Origin of the sequence: Selenomonas sp. AE3005, assembly GCF_000686945.1 — a bacterium.
GTDB lineage: Bacteria > Bacillota > Negativicutes > Selenomonadales > Selenomonadaceae > Selenomonas_A.
In genome coordinates, this window is the sequence record NZ_JMME01000018.1 from 30,828 (window position 1) to 46,442 (window position 15,615).

Sequence of the window (15,615 nt, forward strand, 5' to 3'; positions counted from 1 at the left end):
AATAGGTGAATGTATTATACGATGGATACATCATGATTTTATACGACAGGAAATGAGGAAGGTATATGCAGGATTTTACATTAGAAGTACATGGTTGTCATGAGTATGACAAAACGGGGGCCATAAGCGAACCTATTTACTTGTCGGCCACCTTCCGCCATCCGGCTTTTGGCCAAAGCACTGGCTACGATTATGGGCGCGTGGCTAATCCGACCAGAGAAAATCTGGAAAAGTCTGTGGCCATGCTGGAGCAGGGGGAGCGCTGCTGGGCGGTATCTTCCGGCATGGCGGCTATAAATCTGGTGCTGAAACTTTTTAAGCCGGGTGATCATGTGCTGTTGTCAGAGGATTTATATGGGGGCACGGTGCGGCTGGCCAATGATATATACAGTCATTATGGCATAGAGTTTGAATTTGTGGACACCACGGATATGGAGCTCGTGTCAGGGCAAATCCGGGCCAATACCAAGGGCTTGTTTATTGAAACACCTTCCAACCCGATGATGTTAATCAGCGATATCAAGGCGTTGGCGCAGCTGGCCCATGCTAATGACGCCTGGCTGATTGTAGATAACACTTTCCTGTCACCGCATTTTCAGAAACCGATAACTTTAGGGGCGGACATTGTGGTGCATAGTGGTACCAAATACCTGTGCGGCCATAATGATGTAATCGCCGGTTTCCTGATAGTGGCCGATAAGGAGGGGGCGGCAGCCAGGCGGGTGGAACTGCTGGCCAAGTCTGAAGGGCCCAACTTATCGACATTTGACTCTTGGCTTATGCTGCGCAGCTTAAAAACGTTGGGCTTGCGTGTGGAAAAGCAGGCCGAAAATGCCCTGGCCATTGCCAAGTGGCTGCAAAAGCAGCCACAGGTGACCGCCGTGTACTATCCGGGCCTGCCGGAGCATCCCGGTTTTGCTTTGCAGTCCCGTCAGGCTGTGGGCTTTGGAGGTATGGTATCCTTTAAGGTGACATCTGCGGAACTTGCCAAGAACGTATTGGCCAGATTAAAACTCATTGCCTTTGCGGAAAGCCTGGGCGGCGTGGAAAGCCTGCTGACATATCCGCTGGCCCAGACGCATGCGGAAATGCCGCAGGAACTATTAGCACGTACAGGTCTTGATGATAAGCTGTTGCGGCTGTCTGTGGGGATAGAGGCCGTGGCAGATTTAATTGCTGATTTGCAGCAGGCCTTGGAGGGATAAAATATGACTGATTTTACAGAAGTAGTCGACAGACGGGGAACCGCCTGTTTAAAATATGATTTTGCGGCAGAGCGCGGCTATCCTGCTGATGTGCTGCCGTTTTGGGTAGCGGATATGGACTTTAAAACGCCGGAGCCGGTACGGCAGGCGCTGATAAGCAGCAGTGAACACGGGATTTTTGGCTATACTGATGTGACACCTGCGTATCGTGACGTACTGGCCGGCTGGTTTCAGCGCCGGCATAACTGGCAGATAGACAAGGCGTCCCTGGTGGTGACTCCCGGCGTGGTCTTTGCCATCTGTACGGCGGTTCGCGCATTTACGGAGCCGGGGGACAGAGTGCTCATTTGTCCGCCGGTTTATTATCCCTTCTCCGAGTCCATCAAAAGCAATGGCCGCAAGCTGGTAGAAAGTCCCTTGGTGGAAAAGGCCGGCCATTATGAAATTGACTTTGCGGACTTTGAGGCCCAAATCGAGGCGCAGCAGGTCAAAATGTTTATCTTGTGCAGTCCGCACAATCCGGTAGGCCGGGTGTGGCAACAGGAGGAATTGCAGAAGGTGGCCGCGATATGTCAAAAGCATGATGTATTGGTAGTAGCTGATGAAATCCATCAGGATTTTGTGCGCGAGGGGAATAAACATACGGTGTTTGCCTCACTGTCACCGGAACTGGCGCAACGGGTTATCACCTGCACCAGCCCCAGCAAGACCTTCAATCTGGCCGGCCTGCAGATTTCTAACATCTTCATCGAAAATCCTGACCTGCGGCAGCGGTTCAGGACAGAAATGACCGCAGCCGGTTACAGCCAGCCCAATGCGTTGGGATTGTTTGCGGCTCAGGCAGCTTATCGGGAAGGTGACAGCTGGCTGCAGGAATTGCTGGCATACCTCGAGGAAAACTTGCAACGGACGCGGACTTTCCTTAAAGAAAACCTGCCACAGGTAAAACTAATCGAACCGGAGGGAACGTATCTTTTGTGGCTCGACTGCCGCGCCTTGGGACTGAGTAACAGGGAACTTGATGAGCGTATCATTCAGCAGGGGAAATTATGGCTGGACAGCGGCTGGATTTTTGGCCGCAGCGGCGCCGGTTTCCAACGGATAAATATGGCCTGCCCGTGGTCTGTTTTACAGGAAGGGCTGCAGCGTTTAGCTGCCTGCTTAAAAAATGTGTAAAGAACAAATAAACCTATTGACATGATGGGTGTAACAGTGTAATATTAAGTCATCGTCGGGTGGACGAACGAACTGACTGGATGACCAGAGGTTTTGCAAGAAAGTGATTTCTGTGCAAATCCTCTTTTTTATTTTGCTATTGTGCAGCTGTATGTGAGGTGACCTGTTTATGAAAAATCCATTGCGTTATCAGGTGTCGGAGTATGATTGCGGGCCAACCTCCATGCTCAATGCGGTGTCCTATCTGTTTGCGCGGGAAGAAATTCAGCCGGAAATCCTGCGCAATATCATGATTTACTCACTGGACTGTTATGGCCAGAGCGGCGTGCTGGGGCAAAGCGGCACATCACGGATGGCGATGATGTTTTTATCGCGCTGGCTGTCAGGCGTGGGCGACGCCGGGCTTTTACCCATTGAGTGCCAGTATCTTTCCGGCAAGTCCGTGTATCTGGGGGAGCAAAGCCTGGTAGTTGATGCATTGAACCGTGGCGGCGTGGTGGTTATGCGCCTATATATGGACGGGGAACATTATGTACTGCTTACGAAAAGGGAAGGGGAGAATATTTATCTCTTTGATCCTTATTACATGACAGAGAATCCTTTTGGCAGTGAGATTGAGTTCAATTTGGAACAGCCCTGCCGCTACAACCGCATTGTTCCTTTTGCCTGCTTTAACCGGGAGGAGGCAGCGCCTTATGCCTTGGGGAAAGTGGCGGAACGGGAGGCCGTATTGCTGTTTGACACGCGCAATAAACTGACTGCGGAAAGGACGATTGAGTATTTCATATGATTCAGGAGTGATTTGCTATGCCAAAGACGGAACGGGTAAAACTGAAGGAAAAAATCAAACGGCGGGCGGCGGCGCTGGATATCAACATGGTAGGAGTAGCGCCAGTGGAACGTTGGGTACAGGAACCACATCAGCCGGCGGAATACTGGCCACAGAATATCTGGCCCTGGAGCCGCAATGTCATCGTCATGGGCATGCAGATAATGCCCTCGATGATTGAAACGACGCCCTCGGTGGTTTACTCGGAGCTTTACAATACCACCAACCGCCTGTTGGATAATGCCGCCTATCGCATTGCTAATTTCCTGAATGAAGAAGGTTATCGCGCGCATTTCTTTCCGCGGGATTGCTACGGGGATATATCAGCCCTGGTCAAACGGCCGGAGGCAGCGTTCTCGCAGGTGCTGGCCGGACTCTACGCAGGCTTGGGCACCGTGGGTATGAATCATACCCTGCTGACGAAAAAATATGGTTCCCGTATACGGCTCGTGTCGGTTATCACGGACGCGGATTTGCCGGCCGACAAGCTGATAAAGGAGGATATCTGCCTGGGCTGTCAGATTTGCGTTAAGGCTTGCCCCATGCAGGTGTTTTCCCCGGTAAAGGGGCAGGTTATCGCGAAGATGGACAAGCATAAATGTGCCCTGTGCCATCAACAACTCAAACAGGAGTTTCATTATCCCTGCGGCCGTTGTATCGCGGCCTGTCCGGTGGGCGAAGATAAGAAACGCTACGGCCGGACGGCCATAAGCCAGGCAGGCATACTGCACTGCCGTGACTTTGGTGCTGCTGACGCCGGCACAATTGCCCGGTAAAAAAGGCAGGGCGAAAAGAAAAAAACCGAGCTTTGGGGTGTAAACTAAATCTATACCCATTGACATAATAGGTGTAATAGTGTAACATAAAGTCATCGCCAAACAGCGAGGAAACTGACTGGAAGAACCAGAGGTTTTGCAAAGGAGATTTTTCCTATGCAAAACCTCTTTTGTTTTCTGCGTTTCTAAAGGAAAATGAGGTGACAAGTATGGAGCATTGTGATAGTGAGTTTGCCAGGGCCTGCCGCAGATTTTTACATCAGCACCCGGAACTGAGTGGGCAGGAATACAATACAGCCAAATATATCCGTGATAAGCTGACGGAGTTCGGTATAGAGTATCAGGAAGTGGGCGGGACGGGAACATTTGCCTGGATAAAGGGGGATAACGATAATGGCCGCAGGATTCTCTTACGGGCAGATATTGACGCCCTGCCTATAGAGGAACAGACAGTTTTACCGTATAAGTCAGTCAATCCTGGCGTAATGCACGCCTGCGGCCACGATATCCATACGGCGGCCTTGCTGGCAGCAGCGAAGAAACTGGCCACAGGGAAAGATAAATTTTCTGGGACGGTATTGCTGGCTTTTCAGCATGCTGAGGAATTTGGCCATGGTTCGCAGTATTTCCGGGAGCAGGGGCTGCTGACAGGTTATGACCGGGCTTTTGGTGTCCATATTGCGCCGGATGTGCCGCTGGGGACAGTGGTGCTTTCCCGCAAAGCTGACGCAGCCTCCTGTGATTTTTTCCGCATAACGCTTACGGGCAGGAAAGCGCATACCTCCAAGCCGCATTTAGGCAGAGATGCTTTGCAGGCCGGGGCTGTGCTGGTCGGAGAAATTGCCAAACTGCCACGCCGTCTGCTGCCGGCTGATGAACCCGTCAATGTGGGCATTGGCGTCTTTAAGGCAGGTACTTCTTATAATATCATTGCCGATAGTGCCACCATTGAAGGCAGTTTTCGCGTGTTTTCCGAGGACAGCCGGCAAAAGATCCAAGCCGGAATCAGTGAGCTGGCAGGGCAGGTAGCCGCAGGCTATGGTGTGCAGGCGGCCGTAGAATACGACTGCTTTGCCAGAGCCATTGTCAATGATGAAACAGTCCGGGAGGAAGTTTCACAGGTGGTGGCTGACCTGCTCGGTGAGGATAAGATTCAGATTTCGGAAACGCCAGTCTTTGGCTTTGCGGCTGATGATTTTGCCGAATACATCAGGGAAATACCCGGCGTATATGCGCATGTGGGCACGGCGCAGGCAGATTCTGATTCGGCAAAGGTGCTGCATAGTGAGAAACTGGCACCGCCGGATGAAGTAGTGGAGATAGCCGCTGATTTGCATATAAACTACGCGTTGACTTTTTTAGGGCGCGCTAATTAACAGTAGAATGATGAAAGAGGGTTGACCAGAAATGTCAAAGACATTAAAGATATCAACAGCGTGTGGCCATTGCCCGGGCGCTGGCGACGGACCCGGAAATCCTGCTTTGCGATGAGGCCACCAGCGCCCTGGACCCGCAGACAACGAAGTCAATATTGAAACTGCTGGCACGTCTGAATACGGAGCTGGGGATTACCGTGGTGGTCATTACGCATGAAATGGACGTTATTAAGAAACTGTGCCACAGGGTAGCAGTCATGGAGCAGGGGCGCGTGGTTGAGTAAAACACCGTGTATTCGCTCTTTGCACAGCCGGTACAGGAGATAACGAAGAATTTCATCAACACTACTTCCAACCTGTCAGAAATATATCAGCTGATTGAGGATAAGGCCGAGATTGCCGAGTTATCCGCTGACGAACAGCTGGTGAAAATGCATTATCAGGAAACCAATGTAGCGGAACCCTTGATTTCCTATATATCCAAGAAATTCGATGTGACGGTGGGGACAGTAGTGGTACTGGTGGCTATTGTCTGTCTGATACAGTTTCTGGGCAATAAGCTGGCCGAGAAGAACACACATTGACTTATGCAGGGGGAATAAATATGGGAAATAATCTGAATACCCGTCTTAACCATACAGGCGATGGCCAGTTTTACAAGCAGGTGGCGCAGTCATCATCAGTGCCGGAAGTGCTGCCTGTATATCGCACCTCGGTATTTGCGTTTGACGATGTGCCGTCGGTGGATAGAATTTATGAGGGCGAAGATGACGGATATATTTACAGCCGGATTAAACACCCCAATACGGAGGCCGTGAGTGAAATCCTGGCGGCTGCGGAGGAAACGGAGGCGGCGCTGGTGTTTTCCTCGGGTATGTCAGCCATCGCCCTGAGTATTCTGTCAGTGGTACAGCAGGGTGACCATATTATTTCTTCGCCGGTGCTTTATGGCGGTGTACATGATTTCCTGTCTAAGGAGCTGGCCCGTTTTGGTGTCAGCGTGACCTTTGTGGATTTCCTGCGGGAAAACATTGCGGATTTTATCCGCCCGGAAACAAAACTTATATACACGGAATCCATTTGCAATCCGTTGATGGAAGTGCCGGATATGGCAGCGGCCGCCAAAGTGGCGCACGAGCACGGCCTGCTTTTTTTCGTCGATAATACCTTCGCTACGCCTGTAGTGGTAAAACCGGCGAAACTGGGGGCCGACGTGGTGCTCTACAGCGCCACGAAATACCTGGGCGGTCATAGCGACCTTGTCGGCGGGGCCGCGGCCGGCAATCGGGAGATTATCGGTAAAATCCGCAGGACACTGACGCTTTACGGGGCGGTACTGGGGGCAGATGACAGCTGGCTGCTGGCGCGCAGTCTGCGCACGCTTAGCCTGAGAGTTAAGACACATTCGCGAAATGCTTTGCAGGTAGCAGAATTCTTGGCGAAACATCCCAAGATTGAAAAGGTTTTTTATCCCGGCCTGAAATCTTCACCGAGTCATAAACGGGCAAAGGCTCAGTTTGCCGAGGGGCTTTATGGCGGCATGCTGAGCTTTAACCTGCGCGGCGGTGAGCAGGAGGCGTCTACAGTTATCCGCGAACTGTCAACTATCAAGTATGTACCCAGTCTGGCTGGTACCGCCACGACATTATCCTATGCCGCTAAGACATCACACCGCTTTTATCCGCCGCAGGAACTGGCCGCTGTGGGAATTACCCTGGGACAGCTGCGGTTGTCTGTGGGCCTGGAAGAGGCAGAGGATATCATTGCGGAACTTGATGGCGCTTTAGCAAAAATATAAAATAAACCTATTGACATGATAGGTGTAATAGTGTAATATAAAGTCATCCTGAAGGGGACGAAAACTGACTGGATAACCAGAGGTTTTGCATAGGCTTATTTCTATGCAAAACCTCTTTTTTATTGTCAGCAAGAGGGAGGAATCATTATGAAATTAAATTGGAAACTTTTGGCGGCCGGTGCAGGTTTTATGGCTATGCTGGCTTTAGCCGGCTGTGGCAGCAGCGACAGCGGAAATACCGGGACGGCCAAAACCGTCTTTACCGCGTCAAATAAATATGACGGTGACTTGTCAAAAGTCACTTTGCATATTGGGGCCGCGTCCGCTAAGAATGCGCAGGGGATTGTGGAGGCGGCAGGCCTGGACAACACACCTTATAAGGTGGAATTCCACAATTTGCGCAGCGGCGGTCTGGTTTTGGAATCCATCGCTGCTGGTCAGCTGGACGCCGGCTGCGGCAGTCAGATACCGCCGATTTTTGCCTCCTTGGCCAATAATGGCGGCAACTTTAAAATCATCGCTATCAGAAAAGGGACGACTTTAAATCAGGAGCTTATCGTCAGCGCACAGCAAAAGGAAAAAATAAAGACAGTGGCCGATTTGCGGGGCAAGAAGGTCGGCTATGTAAAGAACACCACGGCGCAGTATTTCCTCTACAAGATGCTATCGGAGGCCGGGCTGACCTGGAATGATATCGAGGCGCTGCCCATGTCTACTTCCGATGGTCTGTCGGCTATCAGCACTGGTGATATAGACGCCCTGGCCTCTTATGATAATGCTGTTATTGTGGGCAAGCAGAAAGGAGCGGCTTTGCTGCAGTCAGCCGAAAATATTCTCTCGGGGGATTATTACTGGTACGCCTCACTCGATACTATCAATGACCCGGCCAAGCACGCCGCTTTGGTTGATTACCTGGAACGCATCAATGAGGCCAACGAATGGGCGCGTCAGCATCCGCAGGCCTGGGCAGAGTTTGAGTCCAAAGCGAGCAACCAGTCGCCGGAGGAAATCAGAAAACGTTTTGAAGAAGGAGAGGCGCAGCGCAAGGGGCGGATTGCACCTATTGATGACGCCACGATTGCCTCAGAACAGGATATCATCAACAGCTTTACCGCACTGGGCGCTTTAAAGCAGCCGCTGGAGGCCGTTAAACTGTTTGACCGTTCCTTTGACGCGGCCATTGCTAAATTTAAGATTTACTGAGGAGGGAACAATATGGCTAAGGAGGCAGCTATACAGGCACTGCCCGTGGGGAAAGGCAGTCTGTGGAAAAAGTATCTTGCTGACTGGTCGCTTATCTGGTCGGTGCCGTTATTCCTGCTGGCGTTATGGATTTATTTTGCTCAGACAAATCAGTTGAATCAGTTGTTTCCCAAGCCGGAGGAACTCATAACGACGACGATAAGATTCATCAAAGATGGTACGCTGGCAGCCAATCTGCAGATAAGCGCCGCCAGAGCTTTTGGGGGACTGGCCATTGGCGGTTCTATCGGTTTTGTGCTGGGGATAGCAACTGGACTTTACCGCCGGGCTGACCAGGTTTTAAACACGCCGATACAGATGATAAAAAGCGTACCGCGTCTGGCAATTCTGCCCTTGATTCTCGTGTGGTTCGGTATTGGGGAAACCTCCAAGATAATACTGATAGCGCTCAGTACCTTTTTCCCAATATACCTGAACACCTTTCATGGTATACGTTCCATCGAGGCCGGGTTATTGGAAATGGGGCATATTTACGGTCTCACGCGCTGGGAAATGTTTAAAGATATTATTTTTCCGGGCGCATTGCCGTCGGTTATGATTGGCTTTCGCCAGTCCTTGGGGGGAACCTGGCTGATACTGATTGTGGCAGAAACGGTGGCCGCAAAATCGGGTATCGGCTATATGGCAACGAATGCCCGGGAATACATGATGATGGACGTTATCGTGCTGAGTATGATTATGTATGCGCTGTTGGGGAGTATATCGGACTTGCTGGCGGTACAGCTGACCAAACGGCTGCTGCGCTGGAATCCTAATTACAGGAGGTGACGGACGGTGTCAGGATATAGGATTGAACTTAGACATGTAAATAAATATTTTGGCGATACTCAGGTATTGCGTGATATAAATATCGAGATTGAGCCCGGGGAGTTTGTGGCGTTGGTCGGAAAAAGCGGCTGCGGCAAGAGTACCCTGCTGCGCCTGATTTCTGTGTTGGACCGGCAGTCGGGCGGTGAAATCCGCATACAGGACCGGCTCGTGGACAAGATAGATGCCAATGTAAGGTTTCTGTTTCAGGACGCGCGGCTGCTGCCGTGGAAAAATGTCTGGCAAAATGTCATTCTCGGTTCACCGGAACGCAGTCGTGATAAAGCCTATCAAGCCTTAGCGGCAGTCGGCTTATCCGGCCGGGAAGAGGCCTGGCCATCTGACCTGTCCGGCGGCCAGCGGCAGAGAGTGGCCCTGGCCAGAGCTTTGGTGGGCACGCCCAAGGTGCTGCTCCTTGATGAACCTTTAAGTGCTCTGGACGCGCTGACCAGGCTCAATATGCAGCAATTGATAGAAAAACTTTGGAAACAGCTGGGGCTGACGATTATTTTGGTAACGCATGACGTGTCAGAGGCCGTGAACCTGGCAGACAGGGTTATCCTGCTTGATGACGGCCAAATTACCCTGGATAAAAGTATAGAACTGGCCAGACCACGGGTGCGCAGCATTGACACGGCCCATTACGAACATCTTATCCTGTCGCATATCATGGGGGATGAGGCAGGGAAGAATCTGGCAGAAGAATACGTAATTTAAGAAAAGGTGATTTTGATGAAGATAACACAGGTAGAGATATTTCATGTACATACCCGGCCCCAGTCCGGGCAGCGGCCGATATTGGTCAAAGTGTCTACTGACGAAGGCATATACGGTTTAGGGGAGGCTGGTATGGCCTATGGCCGGGGCGGTTCCGGTGCGGTGGGGGCTATTAAGGATTTTGCCGGCCTGCTTATCGGGGAAGACCCGTTCAATACGGAAAAAATCTGGGAAAAACTGCTGAAGGAAACCTTTTGGGGACAGGGCGGCGGCACGATTATCTTTTCGGCCATCTCTGCGCTGGACATCGCTCTTTGGGATATAAAGGGCAAAGCCTTGGGCGTGCCGGTTTATAAACTGCTGGGCGGCAAGGTGCGTTCGCAGCTCCGGGCGTATGCCTCGCAGCTGCAGCTGGGCTGGGGCAAAGTGCGTAAGCCGAAAGGGCCCAAGGAAGATTATGCGGAGGAGGCCCGTAAGGCCATCGCCGAAGGTTATGATGCTGTAAAGGTCGATGTCCTGGGCTTTGACCGGGAGGGGAAAGCCCTGCCGCATTTGGAGGGGCCGCTTTCCCATAAATACATTGCCTTGGGGGAAGAACGGGTGGCAGCTATCCGGGAGGCCGTCGGCCCGGAGGTGGATATCATCATCGAAAACCACGCCCGGACAGATTTGGTCAGTGCCATTCAGTTTGCCCAGGCTGTGGAAAAATATAATATTTTCTTCTATGAGGAAGTCAATACGCCGCTTAATCCGCAGTTATTGCGCGAGGTCAAGGACAAGGTCAATATTCCCCTGGCCTCCGGGGAACGCATTTACTCACGCTGGGGCTACCTGCCCTATTTTGAGAACCGTGCCATTGACGTTATCCAGCCGGATTTGGGTTCGTGCGGCGGCTTTTCGGAGTTCAAGAAAATTGTCGATACGGCGCATGCCTATGAAATTACAGTACAGGCACATGTGGCCGGCACAGGCGTGGCTGAGGCTGCGGCGCTGCATGCGGAGGCAGCCATTCCGAATTTCTGCATTCATGAACATCATCAAAAGACCTTGCTGCCGGAATATCAGGAACTGGTGGTGTATGATTATCAGCCTAAAAATGGCTATTATACTGTACCGGAACTGCCCGGCATTGGTCAGGAGATTACAGACGAAGTGTATAAGCAGTCAGATTATGTAGTGGTTAAATAATGACCGCTAAAACGAAGGTGGTGTGTATTATGTTGGGAGATTGCGCAAATTGCAATGCTAATCACATGTGTTTTCAAAAGGGCAGGAGCTGCGTACCAGTGGAACAGGCGCAGGTGCTGTCCCTGTATGACAAAGAAGAACGCAAAATCATGAAAGCCGCAGCTTATGTTGAGGCGACGTATTATATGAAGTATACCCGTTTGCAGGAAACGGCAGCTTTTGCTAAAAAGATGGGCTATAAGACGATTGGTCTGGGATTTTGTATGGGGATTAGGGACGAGGCAAGGCTTTTTGCAAAATTCTTTGCTGACCAGGGCTTTGATGTTCAGTCAGTTTGTTGTAAGAATTGTGGCATAGGCAAGGATGTCCTGCATTTGAAGAAAGTCAATCCGGCCAATGAGGTTGAGCCTATGTGTAATCCGAAGGCGCAGGCACAATATTTAAATGAACACGGGACGGAGTTGTTTGTTTCTGCCGGGCTGTGTGTCGGGCATGATGCGCTCTTTTCCAAAGCATGCCATGGGCCGGTGACTACTTTGGTGGTAAAAGACCGCGTACTCGGCAATAATCCCATGGCGGTTGTTTATTCCGGCTATTGGAAGAAAAAGCTGGGGCTGGCAGAACAGGATTTATAACTCGGAAGAAGATGTCCCCCACCTCTGCAGGTGGGGGGCGAATATCATAACAGGCGGTGAGCACATATCTCCCGCCTCGTGCGACGCAAAGCTAGTCTCTGTGGGAAAACGCCAAGAGGAAGTTTTGCCTACGGCAAAACTGGAACAACGGCGTTATAAACAAGGAGAATCGACATATTGACATAATAGGTGTAATAGTGTAACATAAGGTCATCGTCATTTAGGAGAGATGTGTATGAAGGATGTACCTGTTGATGTATTGAATTACATTATGTCGGTTTTACGGGGCCTGTACTTCGGGGAAGTGGTACTGGTTGCCCAGAATGGTGTGCTGATTCAAGTGGAGCGTACCGAAAAAATGCGTGTGCACCCCTGGCAGGGCATTCCTGAACCTGCGGCCTGGTCGGAAGATACAGAGCGGAATCTGCGCCGGACCATTGAACGGGAACTGGCCAGCCTGTATTATGGCCGCCTTAGTATCATCGTAAAACAGGGTACAGTTACCCATTTCGACCGGCTGGAAAAACAACGGTTTATGGATGGCGATGGCATTTGACAGGTCATTGTGTTTGACAAGTCAAGGAATATATTTCTCGAAAAACTATTGACATAGTAGGTGTAATGATGTAATATATAGTCATGCCAAGGATATTGGCAGGTAATTGAACACAAAAAGAACTGACCAAAAAAATTGGAGGTTCCGAAAGCAATACCCCTTGTAATGAAGGGAGCTTTTGGAACCTCTTTTAGCTATGAAGGGAGATTTTATTATGAGCCAGTACAAATTTGAAACTTTACAGCTGCATGTAGGACAGGAACAGCCGGACCCGGCATCGGATGCCCGTGCAGTACCTATTTACCAGACCACTTCCTATGTATTCCGCGACAGCCAGCACGCAGCTGACCGTTTTAATCTGACAGACGCCGGTAACATCTATGGCCGTCTGACGAATTCCACGCAGGATGTGCTGGAAAAGCGTATTGCTGCTTTGGAAGGCGGTACGGCAGCTTTGGCCGTGGCCTCTGGTGCTGCAGCCATCACTTATACGATTCAGGCTTTGGCCGCTAATGGTGGTCATATCGTAGCACAGAAAACGATTTACGGCGGCACCTACAATCTGCTGGCACATACGTTGACGGAGTTCGGCGTGGAGGCGACTTTTGTAGACGCTCATGACCTGGCTGAAGTAGAAGGGGCTATCAAGGAAAACACCCGGGCAGTTTATCTCGAAACGCTGGGCAACCCCAACAGCGATATCCCTGACATTGACGCGATTGCCGAAATTGCCCATAAACATGGCCTGCCGCTCGTGATTGATAATACTTTCGGCACGCCGTATCTGATTCGCCCGCTGGAACATGGTGCGGATATCGTAGTACATTCGGCTACGAAATTCATCGGCGGCCATGGCACGACTTTAGGCGGCGTAATTGTCGATGGCGGCAGCTTTGACTGGAAGGCCAGCGGCAAGTATCCCGGCATCGCTGACCCGAACCCCAGCTATCATGGCGTATCTTTTGCCGATGTGGCTGGCCCGGCGGCCTTTGTAACCTATGTGAGAGCTATTCTGCTGCGTGACCTGGGCGGGGCAATTTCCCCGTTCAATGCTTTCCTGCTGCTGCAGGGCGTAGAAACGCTGTCCCTGCGGCTGGAACGCCACGCTGAAAATACGAAGAAGGTTGTAGAATTCCTCTCTAAGCATCCGCAGGTGGCTAAGGTTAACCACCCATCCCTGCCGGACCATCCTGACCATGCGCTTTATGAAAAGTATTTCCCGAATGGCGGTGCGTCTATCTTTACTTTCGAAATCAAGGGTGGCAAAGACGCAGCCTGGAAGTTTATTGATAATCTGGAGATTTTCTCCCTGCTGGCTAATGTGGCCGACGTTAAGAGCCTCGTAATTCATCCGGCCTCTACGACGCATTCCCAGCTGACGGACGAGGAACTGGATGACCAGGGCATTTCCCAGAGCACTATCCGCCTGTCCATTGGTACAGAGCATATTGATGATATTATCGCAGACCTGGAAAAAGGTTTTGCTGCTGCTAAATAACAGCAGAGGAGGAGATTGTTATGGCAAAGATTTATAATAGCGTTACGGAACTTATCGGCAATACGCCGTTGCTAAAAGTTAATAACTTTATCAAGGCTAATGACCTGCAGGCTAATATTTTTGTCAAACTCGAATATTTGAACCCGGCCGGCAGTGTTAAAGACCGTATTGCCAAGGCGATGATTGAACAGGCTGAAAAGGAAGGCAAAATCAACAAGGATACCGTGATTATCGAGCCGACCAGTGGCAATACGGGTATTGGCCTGGCCAGCTTTGCAGCAGCCCGTGGTTACAAGGCAATTTTGACCATGCCGGAGACCATGAGCGTGGAACGCCGCAATCTTTTGAAGGCTTACGGTGCGCAGATTGTACTGACTGATGGTGCCAAGGGCATGAAGGGGGCTATTGCCAAGGCTGAAGAACTGGCTCAGGAAACGCCGAACGCCTTTATCCCGTCGCAGTTTACCAATCAGGCTAATCCGGCTGTTCATGAGGCGACTACCGGCCCGGAAATCTGGCAGGATACGGACGGCAAGGTTGATGCCTTTGTGGCAGGTGTTGGTACCGGCGGCACGCTTACCGGTGTAGGCCGTTATCTGAAAAAGCAGAAGGCCGATATTCACGTGACAGCTGTTGAACCGGAAAGCTCGCCGGTTCTGAGCAAAGGAACGGCTGGCCCGCACAAAATTCAGGGCATCGGTGCCGGCTTTGTACCGGAAACGCTCGATACCAAAGTTTATGATGAGGTTCTGCCTATCAGCAATGAGGACGCCTTTAAGTATGGCCGTCAGTTTGCGCATAGTGAAGGCGTGCTGGTTGGTATCTCCGCCGGGGCAGCTTTGGCTGCAGCGGTGAAACTGGCCCAGCGTCCGGAATTTAAAGGCAAGAACATCGTGGCTCTGCTCCCGGATACGGGGGACAGATACCTCTCCACGGAACTGTTTAATGACTAAGCTCACTCTCCTAAATACACAATAAATAAAAAATGGCGCTGCCCGGTGACTAAACACCCGGGCAGCGCCATTTGTGTCAAAGTAAATCAGTTAATTTTTTTTTGTAAAAGAAATCGTGAACCAGTTGGTGGTATTCCATCCAAAGGGGGAGAGTCTTACAAATTTTTTGGCGCTGGCAGTCATAGCTGGCGTCTGATAAACAGGCTACAGGGGCCAGGGAACCTTCCATTAGTTCAATGATTTCCCCAATGGAGTATTCTTCCGGGGCACGGCAGAGTTTATAGCCACCGCCCTTGCCACTGGCCCCGATAAGCAGCCCGTTAACAACCAGGTCCTTGACGATAATCTCTAAGTATTTTTTGGAGATTTCCTGACGGGCAGCTATATCTTTGAGAGGAATGTATTTACCGTTTTCGTTTTCAGCTAAGTCCAACATAACGCGCAGGGCATAACGCCCACGAGTAGAAATCATGGTATCAGCTCCTTTATCTTACTGACCAATTATACCGCAAGGTTAATAGGCTTGACAATCTTTTTTATCTTTTTTGTAAAAAGGGTGTTGACAGGGAGAGACAAACCGTGTAACATAATACAAGTCGCTGCAAGACACGGCAGACAAACAGCTGACACAGCCTTGAATGGCAAGCAGTTGTGAGGTGCCGCAAAGCTTTGAAAATTTTCTAAAAAAGATGTTGACAAGCTAAGCTGAATGCGATAAGATAAGTGAGTCGCTTGAAACGACAGGCGATAAACAGATTGTTCTTTGAAAACTAAACAATGCAAATAATCATGCAACATGATTAAAGCCAGATGTTTGAGAAACTTTTAGTTTCTTATT

At 50.6% G+C, this 15,615-nt stretch carries 17 protein-coding genes; 16 read left to right on the plus strand and 1 reads right to left on the minus strand.

Annotated features, from left to right (window positions below; translation table 11 throughout):
• The first annotated feature begins 65 nt into the window (after positions 1–65).
• The 16 genes from DL94_RS0110845 (at position 66) to cysK (ending at position 14,777) form a co-directional block, all read left to right on the plus strand.
• Positions 66–1,205: a trans-sulfuration enzyme family protein gene (locus tag DL94_RS0110845; protein WP_028130175.1), complete on the plus strand. Its 1,140-nt coding sequence runs from the start codon at positions 66–68 to the stop codon at positions 1,203–1,205.
• A 3-nt stretch (positions 1,206–1,208) separates the two neighbouring features.
• Entirely contained in the window at positions 1,209–2,381 is a 1,173-nt protein-coding gene (locus DL94_RS0110850) for a MalY/PatB family protein (protein WP_028130176.1), read from the plus strand.
• Between the two features lie 169 nt (positions 2,382–2,550).
• Positions 2,551–3,171, plus strand: coding sequence for a peptidase C39 (locus DL94_RS0110855; RefSeq protein ID WP_028130177.1), 621 nt, complete (start codon positions 2,551–2,553; stop codon positions 3,169–3,171).
• A gap of 17 nt (positions 3,172–3,188) precedes the next feature.
• Positions 3,189–3,986 carry a 4Fe-4S dicluster domain-containing protein gene (locus tag DL94_RS14710; RefSeq protein WP_081798805.1) on the plus strand — a complete coding sequence of 266 codons (798 nt, stop codon included), beginning with the start codon at positions 3,189–3,191 and terminating at the stop codon, positions 3,984–3,986.
• Between the two features lie 209 nt (positions 3,987–4,195).
• On the plus strand, positions 4,196–5,362 hold the full coding sequence (locus DL94_RS0110865; protein ID WP_028130178.1) for a M20 metallopeptidase family protein: 1,167 nt from the start codon (positions 4,196–4,198) through the stop codon (positions 5,360–5,362).
• A 62-nt stretch (positions 5,363–5,424) separates the two neighbouring features.
• On the plus strand, positions 5,425–5,646 hold the full coding sequence (locus DL94_RS15375) for an ATP-binding cassette domain-containing protein (RefSeq protein WP_028130179.1): 222 nt from the start codon (positions 5,425–5,427) through the stop codon (positions 5,644–5,646).
• A gap of 6 nt (positions 5,647–5,652) precedes the next feature.
• Positions 5,653–5,946: a hypothetical protein gene (locus DL94_RS16470; RefSeq protein WP_028130180.1), complete on the plus strand. Its 294-nt coding sequence runs from the start codon at positions 5,653–5,655 to the stop codon at positions 5,944–5,946.
• A gap of 20 nt (positions 5,947–5,966) precedes the next feature.
• A complete protein-coding gene (locus DL94_RS0110880) occupies positions 5,967–7,160 on the plus strand; it encodes a trans-sulfuration enzyme family protein (RefSeq protein WP_028130181.1) in 1,194 nt (397 codons plus the stop codon).
• Between the two features lie 147 nt (positions 7,161–7,307).
• Positions 7,308–8,363 (plus strand): ABC transporter substrate-binding protein, encoded by a 1,056-nt coding sequence (locus tag DL94_RS0110885; protein ID WP_028130182.1) that lies wholly within the window; start codon positions 7,308–7,310, stop codon positions 8,361–8,363.
• A gap of 12 nt (positions 8,364–8,375) precedes the next feature.
• Complete coding sequence (locus tag DL94_RS0110890; RefSeq protein WP_037371783.1) at positions 8,376–9,191, plus strand: ABC transporter permease subunit; 816 nt, start codon at positions 8,376–8,378, stop codon at positions 9,189–9,191.
• 6 nt (positions 9,192–9,197) lie between these two features.
• Positions 9,198–9,947, plus strand: a complete 750-nt coding sequence (locus DL94_RS0110895; protein ID WP_028130184.1) for an ABC transporter ATP-binding protein — start codon at positions 9,198–9,200, stop codon at positions 9,945–9,947.
• A gap of 15 nt (positions 9,948–9,962) precedes the next feature.
• Positions 9,963–11,135: a mandelate racemase/muconate lactonizing enzyme family protein gene (locus DL94_RS0110900; protein ID WP_037371784.1), complete on the plus strand. Its 1,173-nt coding sequence runs from the start codon at positions 9,963–9,965 to the stop codon at positions 11,133–11,135.
• A 98-nt stretch (positions 11,136–11,233) separates the two neighbouring features.
• Positions 11,234–11,770, plus strand: coding sequence for a DUF1847 domain-containing protein (locus DL94_RS0110905; protein WP_231464670.1), 537 nt, complete (start codon positions 11,234–11,236; stop codon positions 11,768–11,770).
• Positions 11,771–12,005: 235 nt separating this feature from the next.
• Entirely contained in the window at positions 12,006–12,326 is a 321-nt protein-coding gene (locus tag DL94_RS16325; RefSeq protein ID WP_028130187.1) for a YezD family protein, read from the plus strand.
• 214 nt (positions 12,327–12,540) lie between these two features.
• The gene (locus DL94_RS0110915; protein WP_028130188.1) at positions 12,541–13,824 is read left to right on the plus strand and encodes an O-acetylhomoserine aminocarboxypropyltransferase/cysteine synthase family protein; all 1,284 of its coding nucleotides are present in this window, start codon (positions 12,541–12,543) and stop codon (positions 13,822–13,824) included.
• A gap of 20 nt (positions 13,825–13,844) precedes the next feature.
• Positions 13,845–14,777 (plus strand): cysteine synthase A, encoded by a 933-nt coding sequence (cysK, locus tag DL94_RS0110920; protein WP_028130189.1) that lies wholly within the window; start codon positions 13,845–13,847, stop codon positions 14,775–14,777.
• Positions 14,778–14,853: 76 nt separating this feature from the next.
• Here the strand turns inward: cysK and DL94_RS0110925 are convergent, their stop codons facing one another.
• On the minus strand, positions 14,854–15,249 hold the full coding sequence (locus DL94_RS0110925) for an RrF2 family transcriptional regulator (protein WP_028130190.1): 396 nt from the start codon (positions 15,247–15,249) through the stop codon (positions 14,854–14,856).
• Positions 15,250–15,615 lie beyond the last annotated feature (366 nt).